The 21,327-nt window shown below is 54.2% G+C and carries 22 protein-coding genes; 1 reads left to right on the top strand and 21 read right to left on the bottom strand.

The window, feature by feature from the left end:
* Positions 1 to 26: 26 nt before the first annotated feature.
* Positions 27 to 605, bottom strand: coding sequence for a TetR/AcrR family transcriptional regulator (locus tag ACTNCH_RS08545; protein ID WP_441018517.1), 579 nt, complete (start codon positions 603 to 605; stop codon positions 27 to 29).
* Between the two features lie 361 nt (positions 606 to 966).
* On the opposite strand from ACTNCH_RS08545, the gene pfkB reads away from it, so the two are divergent.
* Complete coding sequence (gene pfkB / locus ACTNCH_RS08540; protein WP_441018515.1) at positions 967 to 1,899, top strand: 1-phosphofructokinase; 933 nt, start codon at positions 967 to 969, stop codon at positions 1,897 to 1,899.
* Between the two features lie 4 nt (positions 1,900 to 1,903).
* On the opposite strand, the gene ACTNCH_RS08535 is transcribed toward pfkB, so the two are convergent.
* The 20 genes from ACTNCH_RS08535 to ACTNCH_RS08440 all read right to left on the bottom strand — a co-directional run bounded on the left by ACTNCH_RS08535 (position 1,904) and on the right by ACTNCH_RS08440 (position 21,323).
* Complete coding sequence (locus tag ACTNCH_RS08535; RefSeq protein WP_441018513.1) at positions 1,904 to 3,283, bottom strand: MATE family efflux transporter; 1,380 nt, start codon at positions 3,281 to 3,283, stop codon at positions 1,904 to 1,906.
* Positions 3,284 to 3,286: 3 nt separating this feature from the next.
* Complete coding sequence (locus ACTNCH_RS08530) at positions 3,287 to 5,581, bottom strand: hypothetical protein (RefSeq protein ID WP_441018511.1); 2,295 nt, start codon at positions 5,579 to 5,581, stop codon at positions 3,287 to 3,289.
* Between the two features lie 124 nt (positions 5,582 to 5,705).
* The gene (locus ACTNCH_RS08525) at positions 5,706 to 6,572 is read right to left on the bottom strand and encodes a DegV family protein (RefSeq protein ID WP_441018509.1); all 867 of its coding nucleotides are present in this window, start codon (positions 6,570 to 6,572) and stop codon (positions 5,706 to 5,708) included.
* A 98-nt stretch (positions 6,573 to 6,670) separates the two neighbouring features.
* Positions 6,671 to 7,027 carry a SpoVA/SpoVAEb family sporulation membrane protein gene (locus tag ACTNCH_RS08520; RefSeq protein WP_441018507.1) on the bottom strand — a complete coding sequence of 119 codons (357 nt, stop codon included), beginning with the start codon at positions 7,025 to 7,027 and terminating at the stop codon, positions 6,671 to 6,673.
* 34 nt (positions 7,028 to 7,061) lie between these two features.
* Positions 7,062 to 8,084, bottom strand: coding sequence for a stage V sporulation protein AD (locus ACTNCH_RS08515; protein ID WP_441018505.1), 1,023 nt, complete (start codon positions 8,082 to 8,084; stop codon positions 7,062 to 7,064).
* 88 nt (positions 8,085 to 8,172) lie between these two features.
* Positions 8,173 to 8,814 (bottom strand): stage V sporulation protein AA, encoded by a 642-nt coding sequence (locus ACTNCH_RS08510; protein WP_441018503.1) that lies wholly within the window; start codon positions 8,812 to 8,814, stop codon positions 8,173 to 8,175.
* A gap of 119 nt (positions 8,815 to 8,933) precedes the next feature.
* Positions 8,934 to 9,386 (bottom strand): 4Fe-4S dicluster domain-containing protein, encoded by a 453-nt coding sequence (locus ACTNCH_RS08505; protein ID WP_441018501.1) that lies wholly within the window; start codon positions 9,384 to 9,386, stop codon positions 8,934 to 8,936.
* Positions 9,387 to 11,483: a molybdopterin-containing oxidoreductase family protein gene (locus ACTNCH_RS08500; RefSeq protein ID WP_441018499.1), complete on the bottom strand. Its 2,097-nt coding sequence runs from the start codon at positions 11,481 to 11,483 to the stop codon at positions 9,387 to 9,389.
* 3 nt (positions 11,484 to 11,486) lie between these two features.
* Positions 11,487 to 12,686: a MalY/PatB family protein gene (locus ACTNCH_RS08495; RefSeq protein WP_441018497.1), complete on the bottom strand. Its 1,200-nt coding sequence runs from the start codon at positions 12,684 to 12,686 to the stop codon at positions 11,487 to 11,489.
* Positions 12,687 to 12,738: 52 nt separating this feature from the next.
* A complete protein-coding gene (locus ACTNCH_RS08490) occupies positions 12,739 to 14,103 on the bottom strand; it encodes a Na+/H+ antiporter NhaC family protein (RefSeq protein WP_441018495.1) in 1,365 nt (454 codons plus the stop codon).
* 159 nt (positions 14,104 to 14,262) lie between these two features.
* A complete protein-coding gene (locus ACTNCH_RS08485; RefSeq protein ID WP_441018493.1) occupies positions 14,263 to 14,736 on the bottom strand; it encodes a SpoVA/SpoVAEb family sporulation membrane protein in 474 nt (157 codons plus the stop codon).
* Between the two features lie 11 nt (positions 14,737 to 14,747).
* Positions 14,748 to 15,167 (bottom strand): stage V sporulation protein AB, encoded by a 420-nt coding sequence (locus tag ACTNCH_RS08480; RefSeq protein ID WP_441018491.1) that lies wholly within the window; start codon positions 15,165 to 15,167, stop codon positions 14,748 to 14,750.
* On the bottom strand, positions 15,164 to 15,316 hold the full coding sequence (locus ACTNCH_RS08475; RefSeq protein ID WP_441018489.1) for a hypothetical protein: 153 nt from the start codon (positions 15,314 to 15,316) through the stop codon (positions 15,164 to 15,166). The genes ACTNCH_RS08480 and ACTNCH_RS08475 overlap by 4 nt, the downstream gene beginning before the upstream one ends.
* A 74-nt stretch (positions 15,317 to 15,390) precedes the next feature.
* Positions 15,391 to 16,143, bottom strand: a complete 753-nt coding sequence (locus ACTNCH_RS08470) for an amino acid ABC transporter ATP-binding protein (protein ID WP_441018487.1) — start codon at positions 16,141 to 16,143, stop codon at positions 15,391 to 15,393.
* On the bottom strand, positions 16,143 to 16,946 hold the full coding sequence (locus ACTNCH_RS08465) for an amino acid ABC transporter permease (RefSeq protein ID WP_441018485.1): 804 nt from the start codon (positions 16,944 to 16,946) through the stop codon (positions 16,143 to 16,145). The genes ACTNCH_RS08470 and ACTNCH_RS08465 overlap by 1 nt, the downstream gene beginning before the upstream one ends.
* 42 nt (positions 16,947 to 16,988) lie before the next feature.
* The gene (locus tag ACTNCH_RS08460) at positions 16,989 to 17,885 is read right to left on the bottom strand and encodes a transporter substrate-binding domain-containing protein (RefSeq protein ID WP_441018483.1); all 897 of its coding nucleotides are present in this window, start codon (positions 17,883 to 17,885) and stop codon (positions 16,989 to 16,991) included.
* Positions 17,886 to 18,130: 245 nt separating this feature from the next.
* Positions 18,131 to 18,847 carry a SigB/SigF/SigG family RNA polymerase sigma factor gene (locus tag ACTNCH_RS08455; protein ID WP_441018815.1) on the bottom strand — a complete coding sequence of 239 codons (717 nt, stop codon included), beginning with the start codon at positions 18,845 to 18,847 and terminating at the stop codon, positions 18,131 to 18,133.
* 2 nt (positions 18,848 to 18,849) lie between these two features.
* The gene (gene spoIIAB / locus ACTNCH_RS08450) at positions 18,850 to 19,278 is read right to left on the bottom strand and encodes an anti-sigma F factor (RefSeq protein WP_441018481.1); all 429 of its coding nucleotides are present in this window, start codon (positions 19,276 to 19,278) and stop codon (positions 18,850 to 18,852) included.
* Positions 19,275 to 19,607, bottom strand: coding sequence for an anti-sigma factor antagonist (locus ACTNCH_RS08445; RefSeq protein WP_441018479.1), 333 nt, complete (start codon positions 19,605 to 19,607; stop codon positions 19,275 to 19,277). Before ACTNCH_RS08445 ends, spoIIAB begins: the two co-directional genes overlap by 4 nt.
* Before the next feature lie 234 nt (positions 19,608 to 19,841).
* Positions 19,842 to 21,323: a tetratricopeptide repeat protein gene (locus ACTNCH_RS08440; protein WP_441018477.1), complete on the bottom strand. Its 1,482-nt coding sequence runs from the start codon at positions 21,321 to 21,323 to the stop codon at positions 19,842 to 19,844.
* Positions 21,324 to 21,327: the final 4 nt, after the last annotated feature.

The following is a 21,327-nucleotide window of genomic DNA, read 5'->3' as shown; positions in this document are numbered from 1 at the left end:
TTTTCTGCCTCCTTAAAAATCTCTTTTTACGAATAAATACCATGCATAAACTGGTGGACCAGAGCCTCGATCTCTTCCTCCGAGATCTGTACCGCCTCCCGCCGGCTGATTTCCTGCTTCATAACAATATAATACAGAACCAGCCCGATAAAGCCTAAGGAAAACTGCCGCTGCCGGCCGTGCATATTCCCCAGATCCGCGGCTGCGGAGATAAAAATCTGCTCAATCTCCTGCTGAAGCTTAAGAACCAACGGACGCACCGCCTGATACGCCTCATTTCCCTTTGCGGAATGGTACAACGCCACAAAAAGCGCTGAAAACTTCGGTTCCCGCGCCACAAAGGACGCTGCCGTCCGGGCGGCCGCGCACAGGGTATTCTTCAGATCCCCATGATAGGCGCAGGCTTCCCGAAGCTCCCTTCCGAAGCCCTCGCTCCGGCTCAAAAGCAGCTGTTCCAGAAGACCGTATTTACTTTTAAAATAATAATACAACGTCGGCTTCGTCACACCGGATCGCTCCGCAATCTCCTGTACTCCTACTGCATCGTATCCTCGGGTGTAAAACAAATCCAGCGCTGTTTCAAGAATAATTTCCCTGTTGTCCATCTCTCTGCCTCTTTGTAAAATCGCACGGATTCTCTGTCTGGCTTCATTATATACCGAGCGGTATAGTCCGTCAAGGTTTCCGCCAATCTTTTCCCGGCTTTTTTACTCTATAGGAAATACCGTGCCACATTAAAGTGTGAAAGCTATGATTCCTATAGAGCAAAAAGCCCCTCCGGGGGATCGCACTGCGGCGGAATGGAATCATGTCGCTTATGCGACCCGCCGCAGGCGGAGAATCCTGCTTTGCAGGATTCTTTCTTATTTTTCAGAATTTTCCCTGACATTGACTTTCTTTTCTGTATTTTCTATAATAGGGGAAGAGGGAAATGCGTGAAATATCCGAATAAGTGAGGTATCTTATATGATCTTATCTGTAACTTTAAATCCCTGTATTGACAAAACAATTTATCTGGATAATCTGGAAATCGGCGCTTACAACCGGGTGAAGAATACCCGCGTGGATCTGTCCGGAAAGGGACTGAATGTAAGTACCGTATTGAATAATCTAAAGGAAGAAACCATGTGCATGGGTCTGAATTTCCGGGATAACGGAAGCTTCCTGGAGCATACCCTGACCGCCCGGGGACTGCCCTATTATTTTGTCCGCTCTGAGGGCGCTATCCGGACCAATATCAAGCTCTTTGACCAGTCTAACCACATCATGACAGAGGTCAACGAGGCCGGACCCAACGTCCCCTTTGCTTCTATCGAGAAGCTGGTGGACGAGATCGATGTCCGACTGGATCACACCCACATTCTGGTCTTAAGCGGCAGCGTGCCACCCGGCGTTCCTGCCAATATCTATCAGAGACTGATCCGGCTGGCCCATAAAAAGGACGTCAAAACGGTACTGGACACCGCCGGAGAACCGCTCCTGCTGGGTCTGGAGGAAAAGCCCTTCCTGATCAAGCCCAACAGCAAGGAATTTGAGCAGGCCTTTAAAAGTGAATTAAAGTCCGGCAAGGGACCGCTGGAGGTAGCCCGCCAGGTCGTGGACAGCGGCATTCCTTACGTATGTATTTCCATGGGCGCAGATGGAGCCCTGCTGCTGGATAAGGAACATACTTACCGGGCCAAAGCCGTTCCGGTGGAAGCTAAGGGTCTCACCGGCGCAGGCGATTCCATGGTGGCCGGCATGTGCTATGCCCTCCGGAAGCGTCTGGACACCGCCGATATGCTCCGCTATGCCATGGCCTGCGCGGCCGGTTCTGTACGGCAGGAGGGTACCCTGCTTGCCCGGGAGGCCGATGTGAAGGAACTTCTGCCCCAGGTGGAGCTGGAGATTATCGCATAGAAGCTCAGGCCTCCGCCTTTTTCGCTTTCTCCATGGCTCTTGTTTCCCGCACAATCCCCGGGAAGGTTTTTAAAAATAGAACCGTCGTCATGATGGCGGCCAGAATATCCGCAATGGGCTCTGAGAAAAAGGCCGCCTCTGCGGATACCAGTCTGGGAAGCAAAAGCAGTCCGGAAAAATAAATCAGCTTCCGGAAGGCTGAACAGAACAGCGCCCGCTTTACATGGCCGAGAGCCGTCGTCTCGTCCACCAGCGGATACTGTACCGCCAGGGGCACAATCATAGCTGTAAATATCTTGATATAACGCACGGAGCGCAGGCGGATCGCCGCGTCCTTCGTAAACATTCCCACATAAAAGGGCGACAGGGTGTAAGTAAACACCATCATCAGGCTGCAGAAGAGCACGCAGAGTCCGGTGATACACCAGATCGCCCTTTTAATGCGCTCCGCGTTTCCCATTCCGTAGTTAAAGCTGACCACCGGCTGGCTGCCCAGAGTAATCCCGCTCATGGGCATGGTAATGATCAGAAGGTAGCTCTGCACAATGGTGGCGCAGGTAACCAGAATATCGCCCTCGCCCGGACCTCCGTAGCGCTGCAGCACCGTATTCAGCACAATCAGCAGGATACTGTCGCTGGCGATAATCAGAAACGGAGAAAATCCAAAGCTTATGATTTTCCGCATCGTCTGTTTGGCAAAGCCGCCCCAGCCAAGTCTTATGGGCATTCTTTTTCCCCGCAGGCTCACCAGCACAAAGACGGCGGAAGCAAGCTGGGACAAAACTGTCGCAACAGCCGCGCCGGCCACTCCCATATGAAAGCCAAAGATAAAGACCGGATCCAGAACAATATTGAGCACGGCTCCCAGCATGACGGTCACCATACCCAGGCCGGAAAATCCCTGGGCAATCAGAAAGCTGTTCATGCCCGTGGATAACAACGCAAATACGGTTCCCATCGTATAGATGGTCACATAGGTATTCGCATAAGGAAATGTGACCTGACTCGCGCCAAACCACATCAGAAATTTTTCTTTTAGGGCCAAAAAACCAAAGGTCAGAAGCACTGACGTCACCAGCAGCATAAAAAAGCTGTTATTCAGAATCTTCTGGGCCTCCCGCTTATCCCCCGCTCCCATCCGCATGGCCATAATCGGTGAACCGCCCAGGCCGATCAGGGACGCGAAGGAGGAAAGAAGCGTAACAATCGGCGCGCAGACGCCCACTCCAGCCAGGGCCAGATCCCCGACTCCCGCGCCGATATACATCCGATCCACGATGGAATACAGGACGCTTACAAACTGTGCCAGCATGGTGGGAATCGCAAGCCGCAGCACCAGCGGGAAAATCGGATCCTTTCCCAAATCATTTGTATGTTTCATCATGTTCTACTTTTCAAAATCCTTTTCCAGCAAAATTGTATGTCCGAATTCGTCCAGTCTGCTCTTCTTTACTTTGCCGAACAGGCTCTTCTTTCCGCCCCGGTCAATGGCTTCGTCTACCATCTCCTTGACCTCGGCCACATTGACCAGATGATCGCTGGTCTGATTATTGCCAATCCGCTTGTAAAGGGCCAGCACTGCCATTTCGTCCAGAACACACTCCTGCTCCAGCGCATAGGACTCTCCGAAGGCTACCAGCTCCTTGTTCGTAAATACCGGAATATCAATGGTTCGGGTAAACTTGGCCCCCAGGCTCTCACAGCGGATAAAGAGCTTGCGGATCTCTTCCTTCTCGTCCTCCAGAATCACCAGGAGGCCTCCTGTCCTGCGGGTCATGGCATGGGATAGCTGCACGGCAGTCTCGGTCTTCAGTGCGCCTGCCTTCTCAATCAGCAGAGCTCCGCCGCCCAGCTTCTGAATAATGCCGGATACATTCTTTCCATTCAGACTATCCGCGGGAACCTTGGCCATCTTAGCTCCCTTGATACGCCGCTGCTTCTGCAGGGCCTTCACAAGATCGGCTGCCAGCGTAGTTTTGCCGTTGCCGCTCTCTCCGGTAACAACAATATTACCTGTCAGGGAATCTTCCCGGCGCTCTTTCCGCATCCGATCTTCCTCCAGAAGGGCCGCCAGCTGCTGATTCATGCCGCGGACAGAGGTGAAGTACGAAAATAATTTCTTCTGCTCCTCGGAAAGCTGTCCGGGAGGCAGTGTGGATACTGCTTCTTCCAGATCCTTTTCCAAATCATTCAACATCGGAGAAACTGTCTCAGAATCCTCCAAAGCCTGCTCTTCCATCTGCGACTCTTTCTTCCCTTTTTCCGGCAGTTCTGCTGTCGCTTTTTCTGTCTGAGCTTCGGTCTGTCTGTTATCTGCTTTCACCTCGGACGGTGCTTCCAGAATCTCCAGGATCTCCTGCGGTTCCTTTTCCGTATCCGGAGCTGCAGCCTCTGCCTGAATCGCTTCCTCCGCCTTTTCTTCCTGTGCTGCCACACCGGAAGGCGCTTCCAGGATCTCCAGGATCTCACCCGGCTCCTTCTCCGGCTTTTTGGCAGCGCTCTGCGCTTCTGCCGGTTTCACCGTCGCTTTTACCTCCGGCACTGCCTGCCGGGGCGACGCCTGCCGTTCAATGGGATCCACATGTACCTTATAAGGATACCGTCCTTCAATCTCCTCAATTAGACGCAGTACCTCCTCCGGCACCGTCTGCTTCACTTCAATATTCAGTTCCGGCAGCTGTCCGGTAGCGCGCAGGTGTTCCCGTTCTTTCTTCCTTGCTTCATCACGCTTCGCCGCCTCCGCAATGGCTGCCTCCGTCTCACGCTTCTTTTCTTCCCAGCTGCTGAGCACGTCTTCAATGCTCATCTGGCCAGTGATCTGCTTCTCTACTACGCTCTCATCGGGATCAAAAGTCAGCTGTCCGGTCTCCGTCTGTCCCAGGAATCCCTGCTCTTTTTCCGGATCTTCTACGGTTTTCTCCGGCGTCAGTTCCTCTGCCTGCTCCTCCTGATGATCAGTCTCCTGAATATAATCCTGTACGCCTGCTGCCAGAGCCGCCTGCAGATTCACGGTATTGAACTTATCCTCCATATTGACCGTCTTGATCTCAATGGCCTCTGCCTGCTCCTCGCCTGCCATCTGCCTGTACTTCTCCTCCTGGGAGGCAGTCAGCGGCTGAATTTTCATCTTCAGCTTCATGGCCTTCAGCACATACTCTCCCTCGCTGAACCACAGAATCAGATCGTCGCACTCCTCCACACATTTCGAGAGCATACCGTCCTGATAATACAGCTCTGCCAGCTCATAGGCCCACTGCTCCTGATATTCCCGGCTCTTATACTCCTCCAGAATCGCAATCTGATCCTCCAGGGACGCGCCGCGGCCCTTGTAAATCTTATATTTCAACACATAGCGGCCCAGATCGTGGGGCGCGATCTTCACAAACTCCTTGTACAGATCTACTGCCTCGTCATAATCTTCCATCCGGACTGCCAGCTCTGCCATTCTGTATACAATCATACGTCCGATGGGCGCGCAGTCATAAGCGATATTCAGAATCTCATAGCTGTCCTCATAGCGCTCCGAACGTTCATAGGCCTCTGCCACTTCCATCAGCAGTCCCACATTGTGAACCTTTCTCCAGTCGATAGAATCCGCAATTTTGGCCGCCGTTTTATAATCTTTTTTGTCCAGCTGTTTCTCCAGCTGCTCTGTCTTTATCTGAAATTCATATTTATCCAATGCTTTCCACCTCAGTCACTGTGAATTACATACATTCTTGAATTTTAGTGTATCACAGGGCTGTATGCTTGTCAAAACAAAACACCCGGAGAAATCAGTTGTTTCTCCGGGTGTAACGCGTCATTTATTCTGTGATTTCTGTAATCGCCAGAGCCAGGGCTCCATCGCCGATATGGCAGGATACGCTTAAGGAAAGCGGAGCGATATCGCCTACCTCATACCCCGGAAATGCTGCCTCTACTTCTTCCCGGAATTTCAGAGCCTCTGCCTCGTTATTCGTATGGGCAATATCCATATGAACCCTGTGCGCCTCCAGACCGCCAAAGCGGGTCTCGATATCTTCACGGATGTGATCGATCATCAGCTGCTTGGCCTGATGCATGGTACGAGCCTTGGCGCAGCTGTCCAGCTTCTCTCCCTGGAGCGTCAGCACCGGCTTCAGGCGGAGCATGGTTCCGATAGCGGCTGCCGCAGGAGTCAGCCGGCCTCCCTTTTTCAGATATTTTAAGGTAGCCACGGTAATATAAATGCTGGCGTCTTTTCCTGTTTTTTCCAGGAACTCTTTGATCTCCGCTCCCTCTTTTCCGGCCTTCACCAGGGCAAGGGCGGTCTCTACGGAACGCTTCTGGGTGACGGAAATCCGGTGGTTATTTACGACAAACACTCTGCCTTCATAATCTGCAGCCAGCGCCGCCGCTGTCTGGCAGGTTCCGGACAGGCCGCTGGACATGGGAATCTGCACGATCTCGTCATATTCTTTAAGAAGTTCGTCCCAAAGCTTCAGAAGAGAATGGGGAGAGGGCTGTGAGGTGGCGATATCCGCGTCTCCCGTCAGCTTCTCATAAAACTCCTCCTGGGTCAGGCTGATTCCTTCAAAATATTCCTTCCCATCGATTGTAAAAGGCATCGGCAGCACATAGATCCCCATCTTCTGTGCTTCTTCCTGCGTAATTCCACTGTTACTATCTGTCACAACCGCTATCTTTTTCAATCGGGCTGCCTCCTTCCGTATTCTGTCCTGTGCCAAATCGTCACTTTCTCATAACAAATACAACAAGTATAGCAGTTTGACCGGAAAAAGGCAAGCAGCTAATTTTTCATTTTTGGCCGGAAAACCAGGCTGGCCAGATAGCCGGACACCAGCGCCGCGCTGATCCCGACAGCGCTGGCCTGGAAGCCTCCCTGGAAGCACCCCAAAAAACCATTTTCATCTACGGCCTCTTTGACCCCCTGCCAGAGAAGGTTCCCGAAGCCCAGAAGCGGAACCGAGGCGCCCGCCCCCGCAAATTCCCGGAAAGGTTCGTATATGCCTGCCGCTCCCAGCACCGCTCCGCTGCATACCAGAAGCACCATAATCCGTCCCGGCAGCATTTTTGTCTTTTCCATAAGGACCTGCACCAGGGCGCAGATCAGGCCGCCCACCAGAAATGCTTTTACGTAATCCATAAACTCTTCTCCTTCATCTAAGCTACGTCCGCTCTCAGCAATGTTCTATCACAACGGCGTGCGCGATCCCCGGCACGCTCTGTCCCTCGTTGAAGCTGACCGTGGACAGCAGAGCACCGGTGGGTACAAACAGCAACCGCTTCCACTCTCCGCTCTCGATCTTCGGAAGCAGATACGCCGCCAGCGTCACGGCGGAGCAGGCGCAGCCACTGCCGCCGGAATGCGTATCCTGTACCTCCGGATCGAAAATCAGGATCCCACAGTCCCGGTGCTGCGCGGAGATATCATAGCCCCGCTCTGCTGCCAGATCAATCAGAATCTTCTGCCCCACCGCCCCCAGATCGCCGGTCACAATGGCATCGTAATCCTCCGGTCGTCGGTCAAAGTCCGCAAGATGGGTACAGATGGTGTCGCAGGCCGCCGGGGCCATACAGGCTCCCATATTCATGGAATCCTTCACACCGTAATCGACGACCTTTCCCGGCGTGGCTCCGGTGATTTTCGCATGTCCGCCACTGCCGGACAGCACAAAGGCTCCGCTCCCGGTCACCGTCCAGGTGGAGGATTGGGGTCTCTGGTTTCCGTAGCTTAAGGGAAACCGGAACTGCTTCTCCGCACTGCCAAAATGACTGGAGGTCAGGGCCAGCACCGCCTCGGAATAGCCGCCCTGGACGGTCATGGCTCCCAGCATCAGCGCTTCTCCTATAGTAGAGCAGGCTCCGTAAAGGCCAAACAGAGGCAGCTTCAGCTCCATCACGCCAAAGGAAGTAGCGATCAGCTGTCCCAGCAGATCTCCGGAAAACAGGTACCGGACCGGCGGCACGCCCGGCCCCGGAAGCCTTCTCGCTTTCTCCATAGCCAGCAGGGCCGCCCGCTTCTGCAGGGCGCTCTCCGCTTCCTCCCAGGTGGCCTGTCCCGCCATCGGATCCTTTTCTATCTCGTCAAACAGAGCGCCCAGTGGGCCATCGCCCTCCTTTTTTCCTACCACGCTGGCCGCGCTCACAATCTGCGGCTGCTTCTGAAAACAGATACTCTGCTTTCCCCTTATTGTATTCATAGCTTTCCGCACCTCCACATTTCTTCTGTCTGGAAATTATTTTCTCCGAACACATTTATTTTATGCGGGAGAGCGGAAAAATAGTCCTCTACTTTTTCTTATGCGCCCCGTTCCGGGCCGCGGTTTTAATAAGGGTGGTATCCACATCGTCCTCATAGAGACGCATTTCCACCTCGATGGGCGTAGGCTCCCTGGTAAGGCGGCGGCCGCCCAGATGATGGAAGAAGGCAAGGATCCCCACCGCGAGCCCCAGGGAATAGGTAAATTCCAGAATGGTAAAGCCGTCGGAGGGCTGCCCGGTCAGAAGGGTGTAAAACTGGCGGAACAGTTTAACCGTGGAGACATCATTGTTGAAGGCCATAATGGAAAATGCGGAGCCGAAGAAGCATAAGGCGCAGACCAGGCTGACCTTCAGAAACGTCCACAGCTTCTTTTCCTCCGGCCTGGTGGAATATTCTGCTACGAAATCCGTTTCTCCCAGATTCTGTATCTCCAACTTCGGATAGACTGTCTGGATTTTCTCCACCACGTCCAGGATAGAGAGGACCGCGCGGCCGGCGCAGGCGTGCCGCCCCGGCTTGACATCCTGAAAGACGTAGAGCTTCTCGGTCTTCAGCCGCTTCACCACCGCCGGATCCGCGCACTGCATTTCCACGGCCTCTCCCAGGGTCAGGACGCGGTTATAGGTGCGGATCTTTTTTTCGGGTTTCAGGTACAGGATTTCGCTCATGGACGGTTCCTCCGTATATCGTTCTTTCTGGTTATGTTTGACCGGTCAGAATCATTTTATACAGACAAAAAGCGCTGCCCCGTCATAAAAATAATAACTGGACAACGCTTTTTCAATTTCTATGAATCCTCTTCCAGATACAGCGCTCCCGTCGGGCATACCCGCACGCAGGCCGGGATTTTTCCGGCGCGCTGGCGTTCGATACAGCCGTCGCATTTCTGGATTTTCCCGGACGGATCCAGGAAAATCGCTCCCATACGGCAGGCCTCCAGACAGCGGCCACAGCCGTCGCAGGCTGCGGTGTCATAGAGCACCAGACCGCTTTCCTCCTCCCGGTAGAGGCAGCCCTTTCCACAGGCTGACACACAGGCCGGAATCCGGCAGTGAATGCAGGAATCCGAATGAAACCGGAAGCTTACCTGCCCGTCCCGGAACAGCTCTTCCGTATACACCTGACGGAGCGCCCGCTCTCCCTGCTCCAGCTCTGTATTTTTTTCGTCCATGCAGGCCATGACGCAGGCACAGCAGGCCGTACACCGTTCCCGGTCAAATCGGATTCTCTTCGCGCTCATCTACCGCACCTTCTTTCGTACGCCTGCCTGGCTGCTCCGGAAAGCCGGGAACCCGGAATAAGGATCTACGTGCTCCGGATCCAGAAGCGTATTTACATCGGCCTTTGGATACCCATGACAGACATAAACCGTTCCCCGGTCTATACTGTATGACAGGCTGGCCTTCAGACAGATACAGCCAAAGGCTGTATACACCTCCACCTCGTCTCCCTGGCAGATTCCGGCTGCCGCCGCGTCCTCCGGATTCAAATCTGCCGTCGGATGCGGCTTAAGGGAGCTGGCCCAGGGAACCCCCTGCAGTCTGGAATGAAGGGAACCCGGAATCCGGGGACCGGTGCACAGGGTAAAGGGATATTTCTCCCGCTCTTTCTCCTCAAAGGGCTTCCGATAGGTGGGCAGCGGATCCAGTCCGCAGTCCGGATCTTCCTTCCGGAGCTTTTCGATCTCCAGCGAATACAATTCGAATTTTCCGCTGGCCGTGGGAATGCCCTCTTTCAGCATGGTCCCGGCCCTGTAAGCCCCGGCGCCCGGCACCTTCACCGGAAGCTCCGCCGCCAGAAGCTCCTCATAGGACACCGGCAAATCGGAAATAAGATAACGGATACCGGCTTCCGGCCCTGCCGTCAGAAGCTTGTCCGGAAGTCCCATGTTCCGGGCCAGATCACAGATAATCTGTATGTCGGATCGGGACTCATACAGGGGCGCAATCACCGGCTGCGTTACCGTCATGTATCCGCCTCCCCAGGCTTTCAGTTCGCTGCGCTCAAAGGAGGTACAGGCAGGCAGCACGATGTCGCACAGCTTCGCCGTGTCGGTCAGAAACAAATCCACGTCCACCAGAAAATCCAGCTTTTTCAGCGCCTCCGCCATCTGATTGCTTCCCGGCCCAATCCGGTGGTTCAAGCCAAAGCCCACCAGGGCCCGCAGCGGATACGGCTTCTGCTGATGAATCTGCCGGATCAGATCCGTAAACTGCGCCTCGTCAATCAGATCGTGCCACAACGGATATTTTTTCCCACCCACCGGAGGGCGATCCGGTTTTTCCTTTATTTTCCCGATAAATTCCTTTTCCCGGGTGGCAAAGCCTGCCGCCTGGTAATTGTAGCTGAAGCTCACCGGAAGCTGTCCGCCCGGCCGATCAAAGGAGCCGGTAATGGCCGACAGGGCCATAATCGCCCGGTAATTCTGAAATCCGTTCCGATGGTGGGCAATGGGCGCCGCGCTTTCGTTAATCGCCAGAGGCAGATTCCTTCCTATCAGCTCTGCGGCAGCCTCTACCTGTTCCCTAGGAACGCCCGTCAGCTCTTCCACCCTCTCCGGCGTAAATGCTTTCACATAGGCCGCATACTCCGGAAAGCCATAGACGTACTTTAACACGTATTCCCTGTCATACCAGCCATGTTCCAACAATACATGGGCAAGTCCCAGAGCCAGCGCCCCGTCAGTTCCCGGTCTCGGACGCAGGTGCAGATCCGCCAGTCTGAGGGAAGCGGGCGTAATCCGGGGATCCACGATAATGACCTTCATTCCCCGGCGCTTCGCTTCTTCCACATCAGCCGCTGCCAGATTCCGGGAATAGTAAGGATTGTAGGCCCAGCCGAGAAAAACTCCTGTCTGGCCCACGTCCGGCCTGCACATCTTATTGCCGGTAACCGTCAGCCACTGCAGAAAGGTGGAAAACATGCAGCTGCTGGATTCCGTCATGTAGTTAGGAGTTCCAAACTCATTGGCCAAACGGTGCAGCCAGGGCCGGTACCATTTTGTATAGCCCGAGAAAAATACCACCGCCTCCGGGCCGCTCTCCCTCCGGATATCCAGCAGACGCTCCGCAATCCGCTCATAGGCCTCCTCCCAGCTTATGGGGCGGAATTCTCCGCTTCCGCGCTCCCCGGTCCGAAGCAGCGGCGTACGGATCCGATCCTTCCGGTACACATACTGCCGGGAGGCCAGTCCCTTCGCGCACAGGAGCCCATGATTCTGGGGATGCTCTGCCGTTCCTTCTATTTTCACAAGCTGTCCGTCCCTCACGTACGCGTCAATCCCGCAGTGAAAGGAGGGACAGCAGATATCACAAATCGTTCGCTTCCGTTCTTCCATTTCCTATTCCTTCGTATCCGCTTCTATGCAGCGAGCCTCCACTGCCGCCCGGATTCTCTCAAGGCCCGCCTGAAGGGTTGCCCTGGTACAGCCGAAATTCAGCCGTACAGACTGACCGCTCTTTTCCCGGTAAGCATTTCCCATGGACAGGCGTACGCCTGCCTGCTCAAAAAACGCCGGTAATTCTTCTGCCGGAAGGCCCAGTCCGCTGCAGTCCAGCCAGATAAGGAACATGGCCTCCGGATAGACGGGCCGAAGCTGCGGCAGATATTTTCGCAGATACTCCAGCATAAAATCCCGGTTTCCCTGCAGATAGGCCACAAGCTGATCCGCGTAAGAATCCCCGTACCGATAGGCAGCTTCCATCGCCACCAGGCTTAAGCAGCTTACTCCCGGCGTATTTTTGGAAAGCGTCGCCCGGAACTGCTCCCGCAGCTTCTCATCTGCAATCAGAATTACGGAAGCCGCCATTCCCGCCACACTGAAGGTCTTGCTGGGGGACGTACAGGTAATGGTGCGCCCACAGAACTCCTCCGACAGAGACGCCAGCGGAATATGCTTTCTTCCGTCGTAGACAATATCCCCGTGAATCTCATCTGCCAACATCAGCACGTTGTATTTTGCGCAGAGCTCTCCGGCTTTCCGAAGCTCCTCTTCCCGGAAGCTGCGTCCCTCCGGATTCTGGGGATTGCAGAACATCCACAGCCGGCAACCCTTAAGCTTTTCTTCAAAATCCGTCCAGTTAAACTGATAGCCTCCGTCCTCAAGTTCCATGGGGCTGTCTACCGTCTCCCGGCCGTTCTTTTCGATGACCTCAAAAAACGGATCGTAAATCGGCGTATTGATGAGAATCTTATCGCCGGGCTTTGTAAAAGCCTGCACTGCCGTCGCCATGGCGCAGTCAATCCCCGGAACCACCGTAATCCACTCCGGTTTTGCCGGAAAATCATGCCGCCGCTGCTGCCAGGAGGCCGCCGCCTGAAGGCAGGACGCGGAAGGGCGCACATATCCATAGATTCCGTGCTCCACGCAGGCCCTCAGGGCCTCGTTGACCTCCTCCGGCGCCCGGAAATCCGTATCCGCCACCCAAAACGGAAGCAGCATGTCACTGCCGCTTCCGATATATTCTTCTCCCCATTTCGCACAGTTCTGTCCTATGCGGCAAATGGGCTCATCAAAATTATAGATTTTGTTATTTCCCATATTCCAATTTTTCCCTGTTACCTGATTTCTCGTACTGTCTGCCTTTATTATACTACAGGATAAAGCCCAGCACCAGATAAATGACAACTGCGATAGCCGCAAAGGTCAGCGCATACGGCAGCTGTGTCTTCACATGGGACACCACGTCGCACTCACAGGAGGAGCAGGTCATAACGGTCGTATCTGAGATCGGAGAGGTATGGTCTCCGAATACCGCGCCGCCTGCGATAGCACCGGTAATCAGCACCACCGGCACATTCAGCGTCAGCGCCATGGGCAGAAGCACCGGCATCATAATGGCAATGCTGCCTGCGCTGGTTCCCGTAGAAAAGGAAAGCAGGCAGGTGGCGATAAACGCAAGCGCCGTAAACACGGTCGGGGAGATAAGCTGTACCAGCACGCCGGACAGGAACTCCGCCGTACCCAGCTCACCCAGCAGGTTACTGAGGGCGTAGGCGAATACCATAATCGCCACAATGCCGGTCATGCTTCCGCAGCCCTTAAAAAAGACGTCCAGGGTCTCGCCGAACTTCATGACCTTATGAACCGCCAGATCCAGCATCAGATACAGGCTTCCAAAGAAGATTCCCAGAATCAGTCCGGTCTCGCTGTCCCCTGCCGCAAAGAAATAAATCAACGCAAAGCCAATCATGATAACCAGCGGCAGAGCCAAATAACGGGCCTTTCCGCTTCCCGGCTGCTCCACCTCGCCGTCCGGATCCTGTCCGTTTCCGCCGGTTCCCTGCATATAAGCTTCCTCAACCTTTTTCATAGGGCCGTACTCAATATGTAACAGCGTAAAGACCGCCACACCTACGACAGCCATAATGCAGTAGAAATTAAAGCCGATGCTGCGGACCATGACCGACGTGGGATCTGCCACGCCCTGCGCTTCGATAAAGCTGGCGATATAGGGACCATACGCCGCAATCGGAATCAGAATGGACATGGGCGTCGCTGTGGAATGCACGATCCACGCTGTCTTCTCCGGAGAGATTTTAAAAGCCTTCGTAAAGGGTCTGGCAATCGCTCCGGTGATCATCACGCTCATGGTGCCGTCCAGGAACATCAGAACGCCGATGAGCCAGGTAAACAGCTCCGCGCCCCTGCGGGACTTGACCACACTCCGCTTCGCAATCATAAAGTGAGTAAAACCTCTTAAGCCACCCGCCTTTTCAATCAGATAAAACAGACCGCCCAGCATCAGCAGAATGAAGATAATCGAGGTGCTGGAGTGGCTGGAGAACACGTCCACCATCATGTCCTTGGTTCCCACAAGCACATTCACAAGACTGGGGTTCAGAATAAAATTGCCCAGCAGCAATGCGATAAACAGCGCGATAAATACATTTTTCGTTACCAGCGCCAGAACAATCGCCGCCAGAGACGGTAAAATACTGTAGATTCCGTAATTCATGGTTTAGTTCCTGCCTTTCCTCAGAAGAAGTCCGTGTACGATCCGCATATTTTTAGCAATGCGCCACTTTAAACCGCTACACTTTCGTACATTCTAACACAGACAGAGGATTTGTCAACCGGAAATCCAGTGAAAAATCGCCTTTTCATACTTTTCATATCATTTTACTAGAAAATAGACAATTCCCAGCACCCAGCTGGTAAATATGCCATACAATATCACCGGGCCCGCAATGGTAAAAATCTTGCAGCCGATCCCGAAAACCTGCCCCTCCTTCTGATATTCGATGGCCGGGGCCGCCACACTGTTGGCAAAGCCGGTGATGGGAACCAGCGCGCCCGCGCCACCCCATTTGGCGATAGCCGGAAAGATGTTAAGACCGGTAAGGACCGCGCTCAGCACCACCAATCCCAGCGAGCACCAGCTTCCCGCGGTCTTCGAATCCAGCCCCGCGCGCAGCGCGCAGTTGAGAATTCCCTGACCCAGGCAGCAGATCAGACCGCCCGTCATGAAAGCCTTTGCCATCTGCGCCGGAAGGCTGTGGGTAGGCGTCACGTCCTTCACATACCGGTTATAGCGTTCTTTCCCTGCCTCGTCCGGCTGCTGCCGCCGGGATCCCTGAAATTCCTTCATGCTGTTTCCTCCTAAAACCGAAAATAATAATATAAAAATGAACCCACCGTCCGGCCCGCCGCCATGGAACTGACGATCAGTCCCAGCCCTCTCCTGAGATCCAGTCTCCTGGTAAAAATGGGAACGATATTCAGGATCTCCGTCAGCGCCATGGACCAGGCTCCCACAAAAATTCCGGAAAACAGACCAAACATACCCGCCCCGGCCTGTCCCAGATGCAGCGTCAGCTGATATACGCTGATCACATTTCCGATGATAGCCCCGGCGGAAATCGCGTCCTCATACCGGAAAATATGCCGGGCCGTGTGGGTCTGCTCCGCAAATTCCGACACCAGTCCCAGGGCAATGATCAGCGCCACCACGCCGCCTGCCACGCCGAGCCCGGAGCTGAAGCCGAGCACTGCCATCAGGATCTGCTTTCCTATCTTCATGCCGGCTCTTCCGTCACTTCCCGGTATACCAGCGTTCCGTCCGTCACCGGTTCTCTTCTCTCCTGCGCCAGCAGATACCACACCACGCCTGCCGCTACCAGCACCAGCAATATTGCTCCCAGCCACACCCGATACTTCGTATGATCCACAGAAGCACACCTCCTTTTTGAAATCCATTTCTCAAAGTTAGTGTGCTTCTATCAACAAAAATTATGCACTTTTTTTAAATACTCGTATTCCGGAATCGCGCCAGAAACTCCTTCGTCTTTTCACTCTCCGGCGCCCCGAAGATCCGCTCTGGCGTCCCTTCTTCCTCGATAACGCCCTCGGACATGTAGATCACATGGGTGGACACATCCCGCGCAAAGGCCATCTCATGAGTCACGACCAGCATGGTCAGCCCCTGCTTCGCCAGATCCTCCATGACGCTTAAGACCTCGCCCACCATCTGGGGATCCAGTGCCGAGGTCGGCTCGTCAAAGAGCAGCACCTCCGGCTCCATGGCCAGGGCCCGGGCGATAGCCACACGCTGCTTCTGACCGCCCGACAGCTGCCGGGGCTTGGCGTTCAGGAAAGGCTCCATGCCCACCTGACGGAGATACCGGATCGCGCTTTCCCGGGCCTCCTCCGGCTTCTTCTTCGCCACCTTCACCTGGCCTACGATACAGTTCTCCAGCACCGTCATATTGTTGAACAGGTTGAAATTCTGGAACACCATACCTACCTTCGCCCGGTAGGCCGGCACATTCACCTTCGGATCCGTGATATCCTGTCCGTGAAACAGAATCGCACCTCCGCCCGGCTCCTCCAGAAGGTTGATACAGCGGAGCATGGTAGACTTACCGGAACCGGATGCGCCGATAATGGACACCACGTCGCCTTTTCGCACCTCAAAATCAATATCATTCAGTACCGCATGATTTCCAAAGCTCTTTTGAAGATGGGAAACCTGCAGAATCAGTTCTTTCTCACTCATTATCCGCGTCTCCCTTCCCCGTCATTTTCCCGGACGGTACGGAGCTGATTGCCGATATCCATGGTATCCACCAGCTCATAATTGGCGTCGCCGTCCATCTTCTTCTCCACCAGAAGTAAGAGTCTCGAAGTCACCAGCGTCATGGTCAGATAAATGGCCATTACGATGGTCGCCGACTCAAAATAGGTATACAGCGCGCCCGCCACACTCTTATGTACGAAGAACAGATCCACGATACTGATAACTGACAGCACCGAGGTGTCCTTGATGTTGATGATCAGGTTGTTGCCGATCTGCGGCATAATATTGCGGATAGCCTGGGGCAGGATCACATTTTTCATGGCCTGCACATGGGTCATGCCGATGGCCTTGGCGCCCTCCATCTGACCGGGATCCACGGAAATGATTCCGCCGCGGACCGATTCCGCCATATAGGCTCCTGTGTTAATAGATACCACCAGAAATGCGGCGGACCACATTCCCAGCTGAATCTGAAACATCTGTGACAGGCCGTAATAGATAAAGACTGCCTGTACAATCATAGGCGTACCGCGGAACAGCTCCACGTAGGCCTTCAGGATCATTTTCACTACCCGCAGAAGTCCCCGCTTCGCGGCGCTGTCACGCTTCTTATCCACCGGAATGGTCTGTACCACGCCGACCACAAAGCCAATCAGACAGCCGATGGCTGTGGATACCAGCGCGATTGCCAGCGTCGTTCCGGCTCCCTTCAGATAAGAAACGCCGTAGCGCTGGAGCAGATATAGGATTCTCTCCAGGAAATTCATATTTGATATGGACATCTTATGTTCACAGCTCCCTTTTATTTCTTACCGTTTTTTATTTTACTCAGACAGCGGCTGAACGGAGATGGCTTCGTCCATCATGCTGTTGAAATCATCCACCGTCATGGTAGCCAGTACGCTGTTAATGCCGTCCAGAAGCTCGGTATTGCCCTTCTGTACAGAGATTCCGATGTTGATTTCCTCGTCAGAAACCGCGAAATCATCGTCTGTATCCGTGAAGTCCAGAAGCTTCAGATCCGGGTATGCCACACAGGCTGCCTTTGCAGTCGGCATATCGGTTACAACCAGGTCTGTACGTCCGCTCTCCAGAGCCACCAGCATAGCCGGTGCAGACTCCTGTGCAGGCTGGATATTGGCGTCCTTGATCTGGGGCAGGCATACGTCATACCAGATGGTTCCCAGCTGGGAAGTACAGGTCGCGCCCTCAAAATCGGAGATACCCTTGGCGTCAGCCAGCGGTCCGTCCTGCTTTACCAGGCTGACTACGGATGCATAATAATACGGATTGGAAAAATCTACCATTTCCAGACGTTCCGATGTGATGGACTGGCCTGCGATGACGCAGTCTACCGTTCCGGACTGTACCGCCGGTACCAGGGAATCCCAGTCAAGCTTTACAATCTGCAGCTCATAGCCCAGCTCGTCCGCAATCTTCTTTGCCATCATGACGTCATAGCCGTAAGCGTAATCGGAGCTGTCGTTGATGGGAACGGCTCCGTTGGAATCGTCCGGCTGTGTCCAGTTGTACGGCGCGTATCCGCATTCCATGGCTACCTTCAGGACTTTCTTATCTCCTGTGGTATCTGCGGAAGCCGTGTCCTCTGCTGCTTCTGTCTTAGTGTCTGCTGCCGCAGGCTCCTCTGCCTTGGAACCGCAGGCGGTCAGGGATACAGCCAGTACAGCGGCTGCTGTCAGTGCGATCATTCTGTTTTTCATAATATTCTCCTCCTTCAAATGGAAACGAGATAAAATACGCTTCGCGAATTTTACTCGTTATCGCGGCAGTCCTCAAGGTCTCGTGCAAGCACGGACTTTGACTCGTTGCTCGCGTAAAAAAAGAGCTTCAGGAAGGTGCACTCGCGCCTTTCTGAAACTCCGTTGTTTCTGGGGACATTATAGCCCGTCAAATAGCAGATTTCAAGATTTTTTTGCGGATTTTCGCGATTTTTCCATATTTTTCTCTATCCGGCCCGTTTTTTCAGGGTTGAAAGTATCTTTTTTTCCAGCCGGGACACCTGTACCTGGGTCATACCCATCTCCCTGGCCACCTGGGCCTGGGTTCTGTCGCAGAAGAACCGCAGTATGATCAGCCGGCGTTCCTTCGGCTCCAGCGTGTCCAGAAGCTGTCGCACCAGCATACCGGTCAGCAGCTCCTCCTGCTCATCCTTTTTCTCCTCCACCCGTTCCATGAGACTGACGCCTTCCCCGTCCCCCTGATAAATGATTTTGTGCAGGGATTCCACTTCGCTGCAGCTGTCATAGGCCTGCGCCAGCTCCTCCGGATCTACCCCAAGCTTTTCTGCCAGCTCTTCCATACCCGGCTCCTCGCCCCGCTCCATCCGCAGCTCTTCCCGAAGTCTCGCGGCCTTCACCGCCAGCTCCTTTAAGGCGCGGCTCACCTTAATCATGCTGTCGTCCCTGAGAAAGCGCTTGATCTCCCCGGCAATCATGGGTACGGCGTAAGTGGAAAACCGCACCTCATAGCTTAAGTCAAAACGCTCGATGGCCTTCAGAAGCCCGATGGATCCAATCTGCACCAGATCCTCTGCCTCTACGCCCCGGCCCAGAAAACGCCGGACCACATGGTGAACCAGCCCCATATTTTCCTGTATCAGTATCTCCCTTGCTTCTTTATCTCCGTCCTGTGATCTGCGAATCAGCCCGGCGGTACGCTCCATAATCAGTCCCTGCCGCGGCCAATCCATTTTTTCATCGTTACGCAGGTTCCCTTCCCCGGCTCCGATTCCACCTGAACCTCATCCATGAAAGCCTCCATAAAGAGGAAGCCCATGCCGGATCGCTCCAGCTCCGGCCGGGAGGTATACAGGGGCTCCATCGCCTGCCCGATGTCCGCGATCCCAACGCCCTCATCCCGGATCCGCAGAGTCAGACAGCTTCCCTCCAGCTCCCCTTCCATGGTGATGGTATGTACCGTTCCCTGATAGCCGTGGATAATCGCATTGGTCACGGCCTCGGAGACGGCGGTTTTCACGTCCGCCACCTCCTCTACGCTGGGATTTAAACGGGTCAGAAAGGCCGCCACGGTCACCCGGGCAAATGCCTCGTTTTCCGAAATACTGTCGAATTCCACTCTCATATGATTTTTCATTGCTTCGCACCTCCCTGCAGCGTCTCAACCGGAATCAGCTTCATCACCCCGGACAGCAGCAGAATCCGCGCGGTCCGCTCCCGCACCCGGACGGCCCGCACGCTTCCTCCCAGAGCCTGCATCATCTTATAGCGGCCCATCAGCATACCGATACCGGAGCTGTCGCAGAATTCTGTCTCGGAAAAATCAAAGACGATTTCCCGCACATCTCTGGTCTGCACCAGCTGATCTGCCTTCCTGCAGATGGCGTCGGCACTGTAATGATCCAGCTCCTCCGGCACCCGGATAGTCAGGGTCTGTTTTTCCAGCTTCATTCTTTCTTTTCCCATATTTTTACTCCTTTCTACTACTGCACCGAATACAAAAAGGGACATGGAAACTGACCTTTTTGTCAATTCCCATGTCCCTAACTTCAGGGGTTATCATCTGTTCAGTTCCTTCACAGATGATATTCGCAGATTCATGAAAATTCGCTTCGCGAATGGAATCTGCTCACATCTGCATCATGTTCTCACGTCTTCAGCAGCAAGTGCTTCAGCCTGTAATTTACACTCTACATATCGCTACTGCTGCGCCGCCTGCTCCTGCGTAGTCGTCGTATCCGACGCAGGGGTCTGTGTAGTCGACTGCGTCGTCGTATCCGCCGCAGGGGTCTGTACCTGTCCGCCCAGCCGTGTAATCGCGCTGGTACAGTACTTCGCCCGGGAGGTTCCCGGATAATTGTCCAGGAACTTCTGGAACATAGCGATAGCCTTTTCCTTCTGCTGCAGCGCCTCATAGGAGCGTGCCAGGTAGTAGATTGCGTAGCCATCATTGTACTTCTCATTCATAGCCACGACCTGCTCCAGGCTTGTCACGGCCTCCTCGTATTGCTTCGCGGTATAGGCTGCCTCGCCTGCATCATACAGGTTCTTCACGTCCTCCGCATGGAGGGTTCCGTACATCTGATTGTAGATAGCCTTTGCGTTCTCGGATAAATCGTCTGCCTGAACCTGATCCAGGGCTGTCTTCGCTGTCTCGTTGTCACCGGCCTGGAAGCTGGTATACGCGTCAATCAGCTGCTCATAGCTGCCGCCTTCCGCTTCTTTCTCTTCCCCGGCTTCTTCGGTTCCACCCAGCGCCTCCAGCTGATTCTGCAGCTTGTTGATCTCTGTCTGCTTGGCTGTGATCTGATCGCTGTATTCCCGGATCTGGGCCGCCGTCTGGCTTCGCACAAACTTTACCTTGGCCGGAACTGCCAGGAACCACATCAGCGCCACGCCCACCACCAGTCCGATAAAGATGTTGAGCACCACATTGACGCCCGTGTTCTCTTTATAGGAGGCCGGCATAATGATCGTCTCATTTCCGCTGGTATAGGAAATCAGATCCGGAGCCTTGCTCTTATTCTCTTTTGTATCCTCTGCTTTGCCTCCCCGGCTCACGGCCTTTCCTGCCAGAGCCTCCAGCTCTGCCTGATAATGCAGGGAAAGGTTATCAGTTCTATCGATGGCCAGCGCCCGGCGAAGCTCCCTTCCTGCCCGCTCATACTCCTCGGTCTTAATATACAGGAGCGCCAGTAACTGATGCGCCTTCACCAGCTTCGGATTCAGGGAAAGCACTTTTTTCAGCTGAATGATCGCCAGATCCTCGCTGCCCTGCTGACAGTACAGCAGAGACTGGTTGTATTTTTTGATCGTCTGGTTAATGGTTTCCAGACGGGCCGGATTGGCCTGAATCGCATGGATGTATTCATCGGCGATATTGTTCTCCGGCTCCAGGTTTTTGCTGATGATCCACTCTGTCAGCGCGGATACCACCTCGCCCACCTCATAGTAAATCAGACCCAGCAGATTTCTCGCCGGTATATTACGCTTATTCAGCTCCAGGCTGTAGCGGAGATCCTGGGCAGAGCCCGACAGGTTCCTCGCCTTTGCCTTCTCCAGTCCCTTATTGTACCAGGTATTGGACAGCCGGATAATTTTATCGTACACATGTATCTCCGTTCCGCAGGAGCTGCAGTATTCCGGATCGGTAAGTGTCGCTCCACATTTCACACAGCGCATAGCT

The sequence above is a fragment of the Candidatus Merdisoma sp. HCP28S3_D10 genome (assembly GCF_052065835.1).
Classification (GTDB): domain Bacteria; phylum Bacillota; class Clostridia; order Lachnospirales; family Lachnospiraceae; genus Laedolimicola.
Note: the sequence above shows the minus strand (reverse complement) of the source record. Positions and strands in the feature narration are given on the sequence as shown.